The organism is Sphingomonas sp. (assembly GCF_019749955.1).
In the GTDB taxonomy this organism is placed as follows: Bacteria; Pseudomonadota; Alphaproteobacteria; order Sphingomonadales; family Sphingomonadaceae; genus Sphingomonas.
The window spans coordinates 1-11,576 of record NZ_JAIEPC010000116.1; the positions used below are offsets into that span (position 1 = coordinate 1).

Sequence of the window (11,576 nt, forward strand, 5' to 3'; positions counted from 1 at the left end):
GCGCATCCGGCAATGTTCAAGCAGCAAGCAGGAGACGCATCTCCCGCAAAGCAGCGGTGCCCATAGCGGGGAGGCAGGGAGGCGTCAATGGGGATCGGCCGGGTGCCTTGGCCCCCGACCGATGAAGCGGATCAGATAAAGTCGCCCGTCACCAGTGACGCGGGCGGGGTGACGAGCTGGATGACATAATCCGCCCCCGCCTGATAACCTGCGACACCGTTCGCATCGACCACCAGGAAGGTAAGCCCGCTCAGGGTACCTGCATTGGCCTGAAACAGCACCGCATGGTTCGCCGCCAACTGCCCCGCTCCGATCGCCGCTGCCAGATTGGCATCAAAGCTCGCGGTCGATAGCGTGCCCGCGCCCACGGTCGCGTCGACGCCGGTCACGGTGAAGTTGAAGTCGAGCTTGTCCGTACTGGATACGAAACCCGTGATCCGGTCATAGGTCGCCCCGGTCGACTGGCTCACCGCATCATACACGAACGTATCCGCCCCCGCGCCGCCGTTGAGAATGTCCGCCCCGCCGCCGCCGAAGATGCGATCGGCGCCGCTCCCCGTCGAGATCGTATCGGCGCCGCTGCCGCCGAACACCGTAACATTGCCATTGGTCTCGGCGGTGGCGTTGAGCGTGAAGCCGGTCTCGACCGCCAGCCCGAACACGGTAAAGGTCTGCCCCGTGCCGATCAGGTCATCGGCCAGCGTGATATTGTAATTGGCCAGATCGCCCGTCACGCCGCGCAGCAGCACCAGCACTTCAACATTCTGGAGCTGGGTGCCGCTGATCGTCGCGGTGTAATTGCCGTCGAGCGCGACCTGATCGTTGGTGCCTGCCCCGCCATTGACGGTGTCGGTCGCGGGGTTGAAGCGGCCGGGGCCGAAGTAGAAGCCGTCGTCGCCCGCGCCGCCGGTGAAGGTATCGGTGCCGAGCCCGCCATAGATCCGCACCGTGCCATTGGTCTCGGCCGAGGCATTGACCGTGAAATTGTCGCCCGCGCCCAGGCTGGTGCCGAAAAAGGTCAAATTCTGGCCCGCCGCGATATTCGCGTCGACCGTCGTGATCGAATAGCTGAATCCCGGCAGCACCGCGATCACTTCGACATTGGTGATCGTCGTTGCGCCCAAGGTCAGCGCGTTGGCGCCGCTGTAATTGCCTTGCAAGCCGATCTGGTCGTTGGTGCCCACGCCGCCATCGACCGTATCGGCGGCGGTAAACGCCGCGCCGAAGAGGAACGCGTCATTGCCATTGCCGCCATTGATCGTGTCGTTGCCACCCTGCGACAGGTCGAAAAAGTCGTCGAGCGGCGTGCCGTTGATCGTGTTATTCCCGGCATCGCCGCCCAGCCGGTCGCCCGCCCCGGCGACGCCGTTGATCGTCACCGTCACGGTCGTGCTGCTACCGCCCGACAGCGTGTAGGTGAAGCTGTCGGTGGCGCTGGAGTTGGTCGCCCCGGTCGCCGCCGCTGTGGCCGCGTCGATCAGGGAATTGAACCGACCGTTGGGGTTGTAGGTGAAGGTGCCATCGGCGTTGAGCGTCGTGGTCGCACCGCTTGCCAGCGTCACCGGCGATCCGATCGTCAACCCGGCGCCGTTGATCTGTGTGATCCGGTTGACGTTCAGCACGGTGTCGGGATCGGTATCGTTGGTCAGCACCGCAATCGACACGGTCGCGTTCTCGTTCACACCCCCGGTGTCGGCGACCGCCACCGACGGATCGTCGACGGCAACGACCGACACATTGCTGGTGATCACCAGCGTGCTGACGCCGCCATTGGCTGTCCCGCCGCCGTCGTTCAGCGTCGTCGTGATCGTGCGCGCACCGGCCGTCGGGTTGTCGCCACCCGTATTGGCGAAATCGATTGCGCGGATCAGCGTCTGTACGAGCGCCGGGGTCGCGCTTGCATTGAACGTGACGACCAGATCGGCGCCGCCCGCGCCGCCGCCGGTGAAGGTGCCGATGGCCGTGCCACCCACCGATACCGTGGCGCCCGCAACCGTAACCGTCGTTGCCGCCGCGGTATCGATGTTTAGCCGATCCTGCGCCGCGACGAGACCCGAAGTGATCGCAAAGCGGATCGAGCCGCCGTTGAAATTCAGATTGTCGAGATCGGCGAGCGTCGCATTCTGCCCCGAATCGATCTTCACTGCTGGGAGTGCCGACCCCAAGCCCGCCGGTTCAGTGGTCGTCGCGATATCGCCCTGCAGCCCCATAGCGGTCGGCGCGTCGTTGATGCCGGTTACCGTCAAGGTGGTCGTCGTGGTCGCCAGCGAATTCGGCGTCAGATTGATCGCGCCGTCATTGACCGTCCAGGTGAGCGTGCGCGTAGTATTCGCACCATAGTTCGTCGGATTATTGCCGGCCGAAAAATAGCGCACCGACGCCAGCACCGTTTGGTAATTCGCGAGCGTGTCATAACCGCTGAGCTGGAGTGTGCGCGTGCCCGCCGTATAACTCACCGTGATGTTGGTGCCCGCGACCAAGCCCGATGTCTGCAAGCCCGCACCCACCGCCAGATTGTCGTTGTTGACGCCCGCCTCGGTGGAGGTGAACGTCCCGCCGGTGATCTGCACGGTGGCCGCGTTCAGGCGGCCGTCGTCGGCGACGGTCGATCCCGCTGCGGTGGCGATAACCGCCGCACTCTGCTCGAGCGCCGCCGTCGCCGTTCCGTTGAAGGTGCTGAACGTCGGCAGGCTGTTGAACGCCAGCGCGGTGAGATTGACCGAACTGCTTCCAAAGGACGGAAAGATCGTGTTGACCAGCGTGCCCTGCGTACCCGCCGCGTTAAGCTGGAATACGTAAATCCGGTCGTCGTTGGTGCCACCGAGCTGCTCGGACGCCACATAGAGCTGGCGCGTCGACTGATCGAAGATCAAGCTGGTTGGATAGAAAACTGTATTTACGGTCCGGAAGTTCGTCGTTCCGTTGGTATCGAACAATGACAGGGCGACCGCCGTCGCATTGGTCGCCGTCGATGCATTTGTCACATACCAGATCTGGTTCTGCGCAGCATTATATGCGGGGTCAGGGGACGGCCGCTGCGAGAAGGTCGTGAAATAGGTAATGTTGGTCGAACTATCGGCCTCAACATCGTAGATAAAACCGTTCGCGCCGCTATCTGGGAACTGCGCCTGGCTAACGACCTGAACGATCGTGTTGGGCGACGAAAGACTCAGGCGAAACAGGCCAACGCTTGGAACGCCGGGTGCAAATTCGGTGAAGAACAGCGTGTTGGTTACGGAATTGATTTCGATATCGTTCGGATCGAAGAGCGTGAAGGCCCCCTCGGCCGGCTTGCCCGAGCTTTGCGCCGTGACCAAAAAGCCATTGTCGGTAACCGCGCCGGTCGATCCATTATAGGTATATTGCCGGATCCCCGCCTGCGCCTGCGGGGATAACATACCGGTGTTTTCCTGAATCCCGACATAAAGGCGACTGTTGACGGGATCGATCGCCAGCGAAAGGACAAGCGGGTCGGGATTGGAGGCCCCCAAAGCAGTGGCATAGTCCGCGAGCACGGTTACCGGCCCGCCCGAGATCGCGCCGCGGATGAGAAAGGCACTCTGGCCACCAGTGCCGTCGCTGACGATGGCGTAGTAGAAGCCAGCGGCCGAATCGACCACCATGTTCTCCACGGAAAATCCGCGCAGATTGTTTCCGGACGCATTATCGATAATCCGGAACTCGGGACCGGTTGTTCCCTCATTAAAATAGGCAATCCGCTTGTCGACGAGCAAACCATCGGTCCCGAAGAAAAGCTGTCCGCGCGTGCCGCCCGCTTGCGACTGGAGCCCGTTGATGATGTCGGTGGGGATGGTGGCCGAACCTGCGGCGTTGGCAGGGGCCGTCACCACATCCGGCAACAAGGCAGCCGTAAGCTGCGGCGCCGGGTCAGTCGCGATCGAATAAAGCGCGCTCGCCTGAGTAATGTCGACATAGGCGTCGCCAAGGACGATGTCGGCGCGGTCGTGATCAAATGTGATCGTGTCGCGGAACAATGCACCAGAACGCGTCGTAACGGCCATGCTATCCCCCATCCCTACCAGCGCATCGGTGCGATACTTCACGCTGCACCGCGGGTCCCGATTGCGTGCGCAGACGGACCCGGCTTGATGATCATGGCCCGAGAACCGGACGGGCTTGGTCCGACTAAAATATCGTTAAGATATCTCCATATTCGCGACATCCGTCAAGGCGATCAAGCGCATTGTGGCGGCAGAAATCTCGGCACGGCACAGCTTCACGCCATGCTAACCATCCCTGCCCTACCCCCTTGCCGATGCATCACGGCGAGATCACTACAGCCCCTCCGCGCCCCGGCAATCGCGTGCTCGCCGCCGCGTGGATCGTCGCGCTCGGCTGGCAGGTCGCGGTGATCCAGCTCACCACGAGTGATCTGATCGCTTACAACCTCCCCTGGCTCGGCCATATCGCCGCCGTCGGCCCGGTCGCGGCGTTTGCGCATCCGTTCGGCAATTACACCCCGCCCTATGGCTATCTGCTCGCCGCCATCAGCCCGCTCGCAAGCGTATTGCCGGGCACGCTCGTCATCAAATTGCTGTCGTTCTTTTGCACGCTCGTGCTCACCGCGTCGGTGTGGCGGCTGCTGCGCGCGATGAACGTCGTCCATGCCGCGCGCTGGGCGATGATCGTGCCGGTGCTGCCGAGCGTGATGATTTCGGGTGCAATCCTTGGCCAGTGCGACGCGCTCTATGTCGCGCCCTGCGTGATGGCCGTCGCCGCCGCGGTCGAGCGCCGCCACCGCACGATGTTCGCTTGGTGTGGGCTTGCCTTTGCGATCAAGGCGCAGGCGCTGTTCGGCGCGCCGTTCGTGCTGGCGCTTGTCATCGCGCGGCAAGTGCCGGTGCGGCACTGGCTCTACGCGCCTGCCGCCTTTGCGCTCGCCCTTGCCCCGGCGGCGATCTGCGGCTGGCCGATCGCCGATCTGCTGACCGTCTATTTGCGCCAGTCGCAATGGTTTGACGACATCGCCCGCAATGCACCCAATATCTGGATGTTTGCGCAGCTCGCCGGGATCACCACGCCGCTGATCGGCCTCGCGACCGCCGCCGCGATCGGCGCGACCGGGTGGTACGCCGCGCAAATCGGCGCGACCGCGCGGAGTTTCTCGACGCCGATGCTGTTGCGCGCCGCCTTGCTCGCGCCGCTGCTGGTCGCGGGGCTGCTGCCCAAAATGCACGACCGCTATTTCTTCATGGCCGATATTTTGAGCCTCGCGCTCGCCATCGCCGCGCCGTCGCGCGAAACGATGCGGATTCAGGCGCATGTCCAGCTCGGCTCGATCCTCGCGCTCACTGCCTATCTGCTCGCGCTGCCGTGGCTCGCAGCGCTGGGCGCGATTCCGATGATCAGCGCGACCTTCCTCGTCGCACGGCCACTGCTGTGGCGCAGTGCCAACGACAATCCGTTGCGGATGCGCGTTGCCTGACACAAGCGGTGGCTCTTCCACCCCATGTTAATGTGCTAGCTACAGGATCGATTCGGGGGCGGTTCAAGCCCCGGTGCTGCTGCGGGGAGCTCAAGCGATGTTCAATAACAAGACCGGTCGCGACGCCGGGTCCACACCCACGCCTCCCGTCCCGCCCACCGTGGCGGCCAATGGCAAGCGCGGCATGTTCTCGGTGCTCGGCGCCGATGTGACGGTCACCGGCAATATCCGCGCGAGCGCCGATCTCCACATCGACGGCCATGTCGCGGGCGATGTCGACGCCAGCAACGTCGTGCAGGGCGCCGAAAGCCACATCACCGGCAATGTCCGCGCCGAAACCGCGCGGCTCACGGGCACGATCGACGGCAAGGTCGTCGTGCGTCACTTGGTCATTGAGCGCACCGCCAAGATCACCGGCGACATCGATTATGAGACGATCACGATCGAAAACGGCGCCGCGCTCGACGGGCATCTGCGGCACAAGTCGCCCGGCACGCTCAAGATCGGCGATCCCGAGCCGGTCGTCGCCAAGGCGCCCGACCAGCTGCTGCTCCAGGGCGACGTCGCCGCCTGAGCGGTTACTTCACCCGCACGCCGCCCTTGATGACGGCGCTCGGGTGTTCGAGCAGCTTGACGTCGACCAGCGGATCGCCCGTCACCGCGACGATGTCACCCCAAGCGCCGGGGGCGATCGTGCCGACTTGCCCCGGCTTGCCGAGCGCGTCGGCGGCATTGGTGGTGGCTGAGCGGATCGCGTCGATCGGCGTCATGCCCCATTCGACCATCTTGCCAAATTGCAGCGCATTCTGCCCCGCCGGGAAGACGCCGCCATTGTCGGTGCCGAACACCATCTTCACGCCCGCGCGATAGGCATCACGAAAGGTCTCGCGCTGCTTGCGGCCGATCTGGCGCTCTTTTTCCAGACTTTCGGGATAGACGCCGTTCTTCGCGCCCTCGGCGAGGATGTAATCGTCGTCATAGATATCCATGGAGAACCACGCGCCCTTTTCCTTGGCGAGCGCGAAGCTTTCGACATCGGCGAGGCTGGCATGCTCGATCGTGTCGACGCCCGCACGCAGCGCGTCGTTGATCCCCGCCGTGCCGTGCGCATGCGCCGCGACTTTCATCCCCAGCATATGCGCTTCGGCGACCACGGCTTGCATTTCGGCGAGCGTCATCTGCTGCGCGCCCGCCGCGTCGGAGCGCGACAGCACGCCGCCGGTCGCGCAGATCTTGATCACTTCGGCGCCATATTTGCGCACCGTGCGCACCAGCTTGCGATAGCCTTCGGGGCTATCGGCGACCGAGGGTTGCGGCACGGCAGCGAAGCTCGGCGGCAGGCCTTCGGTGTTGTCGCAATGCCCGCCGGTCGCGCCGAGCGCATAGGTGGCAGGAATGATGCGCGGCCCCGCAATATAGCCGCCCTCGACCGCTTGCTTCAGCCCGACGTCGTTGTAATTGCCCGAGCCAACATTGCGCACGGTGGTGAAGCCCGCATCGAGCATCAGCTTGGCATTGACGACGCCGAGCGCCTGCCAAAAGCTGTCGGTATATTCGAGGCTCTTGAACCCGCTGATCCGCGCGTCCGAATCGAGATGGACGTGCATGTCGATCAGGCCGGGGACGATCGTCTGCCCCGGCAAATCGATCCGCTTCGCCTCCGCCGGAATCACCGGTCGCGCCCCGCCGCGCGTCACGACCGACACGACCTTGCCGTCGGTGATGACGATCACCGGCTCATCGAGCGTCACACCCTTGGCGACATCGACGAGGTGGTCGGCAGTGACGACCACCGTTTCGGCCAATGCGGGAGCCGGCAGCAACAGCGCGGCGCTCGCGGCGAGAACAGTTTTCAACATCGCTTCAAATCCTCAATAAACCGGGCATTCGCGGGCCACAAAATCCTCGCGCGGCAGGCCGTCGGTCGCCGTCAGCCGCTCGCCGGGCAGCTTCACGACCATCCCGCTCGCTGGCAAGCTGAAATCAAAAACCGCGACCGCCCCCTCAGCCATCGTTGCGATCGATTTCCACCAGCCCAACGATGATCGGCGGGTTCGGATTGATCGTATTGCAGATGGTGGTTTTGCGGTCCGACACCACGACTTGGCCGCCGCTCCAGCGGTTTTCGTCGCTCTCGAAAAATTCGATCTGATAGACACCCGGCGGCAGGTGCTTGATCTTGTACTTGCCATAATAGCCGATCTTCGCGGTGTGCCGCACACCATCCGCGCCGATTGCCGTGACGGTTGAGTTGGACCAACCATCCTCGACGCGCCCCGCAATCGCGCCTTCGGGGCGACGCTCCTTGGCAAGCGCCGCGCTGCTGCTGAGGACCAGCGCGAGTGCCGTCCCGATGGCAACAGGAATCAGCCGCGACTTTCGACCAGCGTCGGCACCCACCACCGCATGCCCATCGCGGCTAAGCCGCGCCTTTGCGCAAACCGGCTGACCCGATTGGATCAGAGCGGCAGTCTCCGCCGCCGTCAGTTGCGACAGGTCGTGAACGGTCGTGGTGCAGCGCGAACAATATCGGCCCTGCGCATTGGGCGTCATTGCGCTCCACGGTTCGTTGCAGGGCGCCGGGAAAATGAACCGCTCTTCACCCATCACGTCGCCTCCCCGTTTCATGGTTGCCGCTAGATATGCACCGCGCGTCCATAGGCCGCCAGCACGCTTTCGTGCATCATTTCGCTCAGCGTCGGATGCGGGAAGACGGTGTGCATGAAATCCGCCTCGACCAGTTCACCGGTCTTGCCCACCGTATAGCCCTGGATCAGTTCGGTCACTTCGGCGCCGATCATGTGCGCGCCGAGCAGCTCGCCGGTCTTGGCGTCGAACACGGTCTTTACGAACCCTTCGGCCTCGCCGAGCGCGATCGCCTTGCCGTTGCCGATGAAGGGGAAATTGCCGACCTTCACCTCATATCCGGCTTCCTTCGCCTTGGCCTCGGTCAAGCCCACGCTCGCGATCTGCGGGTGGCAATAGGTGCAGCCGGGGATGTTCTTCGGGTCCATCGCATGCGGATGGCCGCCCGCAATCGCTTCGGCGGCGATCACGCCTTCGTGGCTCGCCTTGTGCGCGAGCCAGGGCGGCGCGGTGATGTCGCCGATCGCCCACAGGCCTGGCACATTGGTGCGGCACATCGGATCGGTTTTCAGGAAGCCGCGATCGGTTTCGACGCCGAGCGACTCGAGCCCGATATTTTCGGTATTGGGGACAATGCCGATCGCGACGATGCAGTGGCTGAAGTCGCCGTCGATGATCTTGCCGTCCCCATCTTTTGTTTTTGGGCCCTTGATGCTCGCCTTGACGCCGCTGTCGGTCGCGGCAAGCTTCTCGACCCCCGCCCCGGTCAGGATCGTCATGCCCTGTTTCTTCAGCGCCTTTTCGAGGAAGGCGGAGACATCGGCGTCCTCGACCGGCACGATCCGGTCGAGCATTTCAACGACGGTCACGTCGGCGCCCATGTCGTTGTAGAAGCTCGCAAACTCGATCCCGATCGCGCCCGATCCGATGACGAGCAGCTTGGTCGGCATTTCGGGCGGCACCATCGCGTGGCGATAGGTCCAGAGGCGCTTCCCGTCGGCGGGCGCGAACGGCAGGTCGCGGGCGCGCGCGCCCGTCGCGAGTATCACGTTCTTCGCCGTCAGTTCGGTCGCCTTGCCGTCCTTGTCGGTCACCGTCAGCGCGGTCGCGGCGGTCAGCTTGCCGTCGCCCATGAAGACGGTGATCTTGTTCTTCTTCATCAGGTGGGTGACGCCCTGATTGAGCTGTTTCGCGACCCCGCGCGAGCGCTTCACGACAGCGGCGATATCCGCGCTGATCCCTTCCGCAATCAGCCCGTAATCCTTGGCGTGCTGCATGTAATGATAGATCTCCGCCGAGCGCAGCAGCGCCTTGGTCGGGATGCAGCCCCAGTTGAGGCAGATGCCGCCGAGCAACTCGCGCTCGACGATCGCCACTTTCAGCCCAAGCTGGCTCGCGCGGATCGCCGCGACATAGCCGCCGGGGCCCGAACCGAGGACGATGAGATCAAAACTATCTGCCACAAAATGCTCCTGGGGAGGGAGGGTTAGACGCTTAAGGATTAGACAAGCGCGCCATCGACCGGGACCGGACGACCGTCCACTCCCATCGAGACAAGGGTGAACGTACCCGACGCGGCCCGCGCGATGCCGTCGCCGTGGCGCTCGCGCCGCCAGACGTCGACCGCGACCGTCATCGACGTGCGCCCGGTCGCAGTGATCGCGGCGTAGAAACTCACTTCGTCGCCGATCTGCACGGGGGCGGAAAAGCTGAAGCCATCGGCGGCAACCACAGGCGCGCGGCCCTTGCAGCGCTGCGACGCGACCGATCCCGCCGCCAGCGCCATCTGCCCCATCAGCCAGCCGACAAACGCCGTGCCATAGGGATTGGCATCCGCCGCCATCGCCGTCGCGCGGATCGCGGGCGAAATGGCGGGCGGCTCAGCCATTGGCGGGCGCGCTTCCCTTGGCCGCTGCCCTGTCCGCCGCCAGTGCCTCGCGCACCGGCTGGACGCCCATGATCAGGATGATGACGATCGAGACGATATCGACCGCCCAGATGTCGAGCTTCGCCAGCGGCACGGCCCAGGCCATCCCCCACGCCATCACCAGCGCGAGCGCGATGCCCGCGGCGATGTGCGCCAGCTCGATCAGGGTCTTGCGGCCGATCATCAGGCGATCATCCCTTTGGTCGTGAAGCGGCGCCATTTGAGGCAGATGCCGCCATGCAACCCGCATTCGACAGTCGCGATCCTCAAGCCAGGCTGACGTGCGCCGGTCGCCGCAACGCGACCGCCGGGACCCGAGCCAAGGCCGATGAGGTCGTAGGTGTCAGGCACTTGGCCGCCTCCCAATCAGTAGATAACTCAGCAGAAAAATCATTGGGGTGATAGCCGCCAATAGCCCCCAAAAAAGCTCGCCTCCTTGCTGATCAGTCAGCCCAAGAGGAACCCCAAGGTAAGCCCAAATGAAAAATGGCATCGAAAAGACAAGATAAATCGGGACAAAAAGCGAGCGTTTAAGGGTTCCAAAAAGAAGTACTGGGATCAAAAGAAAGGCTGCGAAGATTGGCACAGCGACTAATCCAAAACCGATCTCCAAACCGGAGATCAAGTCATTCGGATTATACTCTATGCCATCTTCAGCGTAGCTCCTACTCAAAGCAGCATGGTCAAAATATTCGCTCTGAAGCCTTGTTGAGAGGCTCGACGCCAAAAACGGCGTTGCACCCCAAGTTGCAAGGAACGCCAACAAAAGGGAGATAGCTCTCAAGCCACCAACCCCAGCGGCGCCTCCACCAGCGCCTTGAAGGCCTGCATCAACTCGGCGCCGTCGGCACCGTCGATCGCGCGGTGATCAAAGCTGCCGGTCGCCGACATCACCGTCGCAATGCCGAGCGCGTCGTCGATGATATAGGGCCGCTTCTCGCCCGCGCCGATCGCCATGATCATGCCCTGTGGCGGGTTGATGACCGCTTCGAACTGCTTGATGCCGAACATGCCCATATTGCTGAGCGACGCGGTGCCGCCCTGATATTCCTCGGGCTTCAGTTTCTGCTCGCGGGCGCGCCCCGCGAGGTCCTTCATCGCGGTCGAGATTGCCGAGACCGACTTAGTGTCAGCGTGCGTGATCACCGGCGTGATCAGCCCCGACGGTGCCGACACCGCGACCGAGATATCGGCGCGCTCGAAGCTGATCAGCTGATCGGGGGTGAACATCACGTTGCACTTGGGCACGCGGATCAGGCTGACGGCGAGCGCCTTGATCAGCAGATCGTTGACCGACAGCTTGACGCCGGTCGCGCTGAGCGCCGCATTCAGATCGGCGCGCAGCTTGAGCAGCGCATCGAGCCGGATGTCGACCGTGAGGTAGATGTGCGGCACCGTCTGCTTCGATTCGGTGAGGCGCCGCGCGATCGTCTTGCGCACGTTCGACAGCTTTTCGGCGCTGTGCGGAATGTCGGGGATCGCGGCGGGTTTCGGTGCAGGCGCAGGCGCGGCGGGCGCGCTCGCCACCGGCGCGGCCGGTGCGGGTGCAGGTGCCGCTGCGGCCCTCGCAGGTGCGGCGCCGGGCGTTGCGCCCTCGACATCAGCCTTGACGATCCG

At 63.8% G+C, this 11,576-nt stretch carries 12 protein-coding genes; 2 read left to right on the forward strand and 10 right to left on the reverse strand.

Annotation, left to right across the window (positions count from 1 at the left end):
* Positions 1-131 precede the first annotated feature (131 nt).
* The gene (locus K2W81_RS15970) at positions 132-4,022 is read right to left on the reverse strand and encodes an Ig-like domain-containing protein (protein WP_294106347.1); all 3,891 of its coding nucleotides are present in this window, start codon (positions 4,020-4,022) and stop codon (positions 132-134) included.
* A 248-nt stretch (positions 4,023-4,270) separates the two neighbouring features.
* Here K2W81_RS15970 and K2W81_RS15975 point away from each other — a divergent pair, with 248 nt between their 5' ends.
* Positions 4,271-5,446, forward strand: a complete 1,176-nt coding sequence (locus K2W81_RS15975; protein ID WP_294106348.1) for a hypothetical protein — start codon at positions 4,271-4,273, stop codon at positions 5,444-5,446.
* 97 nt (positions 5,447-5,543) lie between these two features.
* A complete protein-coding gene (locus tag K2W81_RS15980; protein ID WP_294106349.1) occupies positions 5,544-6,020 on the forward strand; it encodes a polymer-forming cytoskeletal protein in 477 nt (158 codons plus the stop codon).
* A gap of 4 nt (positions 6,021-6,024) precedes the next feature.
* Here K2W81_RS15980 and K2W81_RS15985 read toward each other — a convergent pair whose 3' ends face one another.
* The 9 genes from K2W81_RS15985 to K2W81_RS16025 form a co-directional block, all read right to left on the reverse strand.
* On the reverse strand, positions 6,025-7,305 hold the full coding sequence (locus K2W81_RS15985; protein WP_294106350.1) for an amidohydrolase family protein: 1,281 nt from the start codon (positions 7,303-7,305) through the stop codon (positions 6,025-6,027).
* 12 nt (positions 7,306-7,317) lie between these two features.
* A complete protein-coding gene (locus tag K2W81_RS15990) occupies positions 7,318-7,458 on the reverse strand; it encodes a hypothetical protein (protein ID WP_294106351.1) in 141 nt (46 codons plus the stop codon).
* Positions 7,451-8,074 (reverse strand): hypothetical protein, encoded by a 624-nt coding sequence (locus K2W81_RS15995; protein WP_294106354.1) that lies wholly within the window; start codon positions 8,072-8,074, stop codon positions 7,451-7,453. Before K2W81_RS15995 ends, K2W81_RS15990 begins: the two co-directional genes overlap by 8 nt.
* A gap of 8 nt (positions 8,075-8,082) precedes the next feature.
* Entirely contained in the window at positions 8,083-9,495 is a 1,413-nt protein-coding gene (gene lpdA / locus K2W81_RS16000) for a dihydrolipoyl dehydrogenase (protein ID WP_294106356.1), read from the reverse strand.
* Between the two features lie 38 nt (positions 9,496-9,533).
* Positions 9,534-9,920, reverse strand: a complete 387-nt coding sequence (locus K2W81_RS16005) for a hotdog domain-containing protein (RefSeq protein ID WP_294106358.1) — start codon at positions 9,918-9,920, stop codon at positions 9,534-9,536.
* Positions 9,913-10,143, reverse strand: a complete 231-nt coding sequence (locus K2W81_RS16010; protein ID WP_294106360.1) for a hypothetical protein — start codon at positions 10,141-10,143, stop codon at positions 9,913-9,915. The genes K2W81_RS16005 and K2W81_RS16010 overlap by 8 nt, the downstream gene beginning before the upstream one ends.
* Positions 10,143-10,310: a hypothetical protein gene (locus tag K2W81_RS16015; RefSeq protein ID WP_294106366.1), complete on the reverse strand. Its 168-nt coding sequence runs from the start codon at positions 10,308-10,310 to the stop codon at positions 10,143-10,145. The genes K2W81_RS16010 and K2W81_RS16015 overlap by 1 nt, the downstream gene beginning before the upstream one ends.
* Positions 10,303-10,743: a hypothetical protein gene (locus K2W81_RS16020; protein WP_294106361.1), complete on the reverse strand. Its 441-nt coding sequence runs from the start codon at positions 10,741-10,743 to the stop codon at positions 10,303-10,305. Before K2W81_RS16020 ends, K2W81_RS16015 begins: the two co-directional genes overlap by 8 nt.
* The coding region (locus tag K2W81_RS16025) for a 2-oxo acid dehydrogenase subunit E2 (protein WP_294106364.1) at positions 10,740-11,576 on the reverse strand (837 nt) is incomplete at its 5' end. The genes K2W81_RS16020 and K2W81_RS16025, both read right to left, overlap by 4 nt.

Bases quoted from the DNA above. Each gene is read 5' to 3' on its own strand.
- K2W81_RS15970 (WP_294106347.1), bottom strand. From the start codon at position 4,022: ATGGCCGTTACGACGCGTTCTGGTGCATTGTTCCGCGACACGATCACA.
- K2W81_RS15995 (WP_294106354.1), bottom strand. From the start codon at position 8,074: ATGAAACGGGGAGGCGACGTGATGGGTGAAGAGCGGTTCATTTTCCCG.
- K2W81_RS16005 (WP_294106358.1), bottom strand. From the start codon at position 9,920: ATGGCTGAGCCGCCCGCCATTTCGCCCGCGATCCGCGCGACGGCGATG.
- K2W81_RS15990 (WP_294106351.1), bottom strand. From the start codon at position 7,458: ATGGCTGAGGGGGCGGTCGCGGTTTTTGATTTCAGCTTGCCAGCGAGC.
- K2W81_RS16010 (WP_294106360.1), bottom strand. From the start codon at position 10,143: ATGATCGGCCGCAAGACCCTGATCGAGCTGGCGCACATCGCCGCGGGC.
- K2W81_RS15980 (WP_294106349.1), top strand. From the start codon at position 5,544: ATGTTCAATAACAAGACCGGTCGCGACGCCGGGTCCACACCCACGCCT.
- K2W81_RS15985 (WP_294106350.1), bottom strand. From the start codon at position 7,305: ATGTTGAAAACTGTTCTCGCCGCGAGCGCCGCGCTGTTGCTGCCGGCT.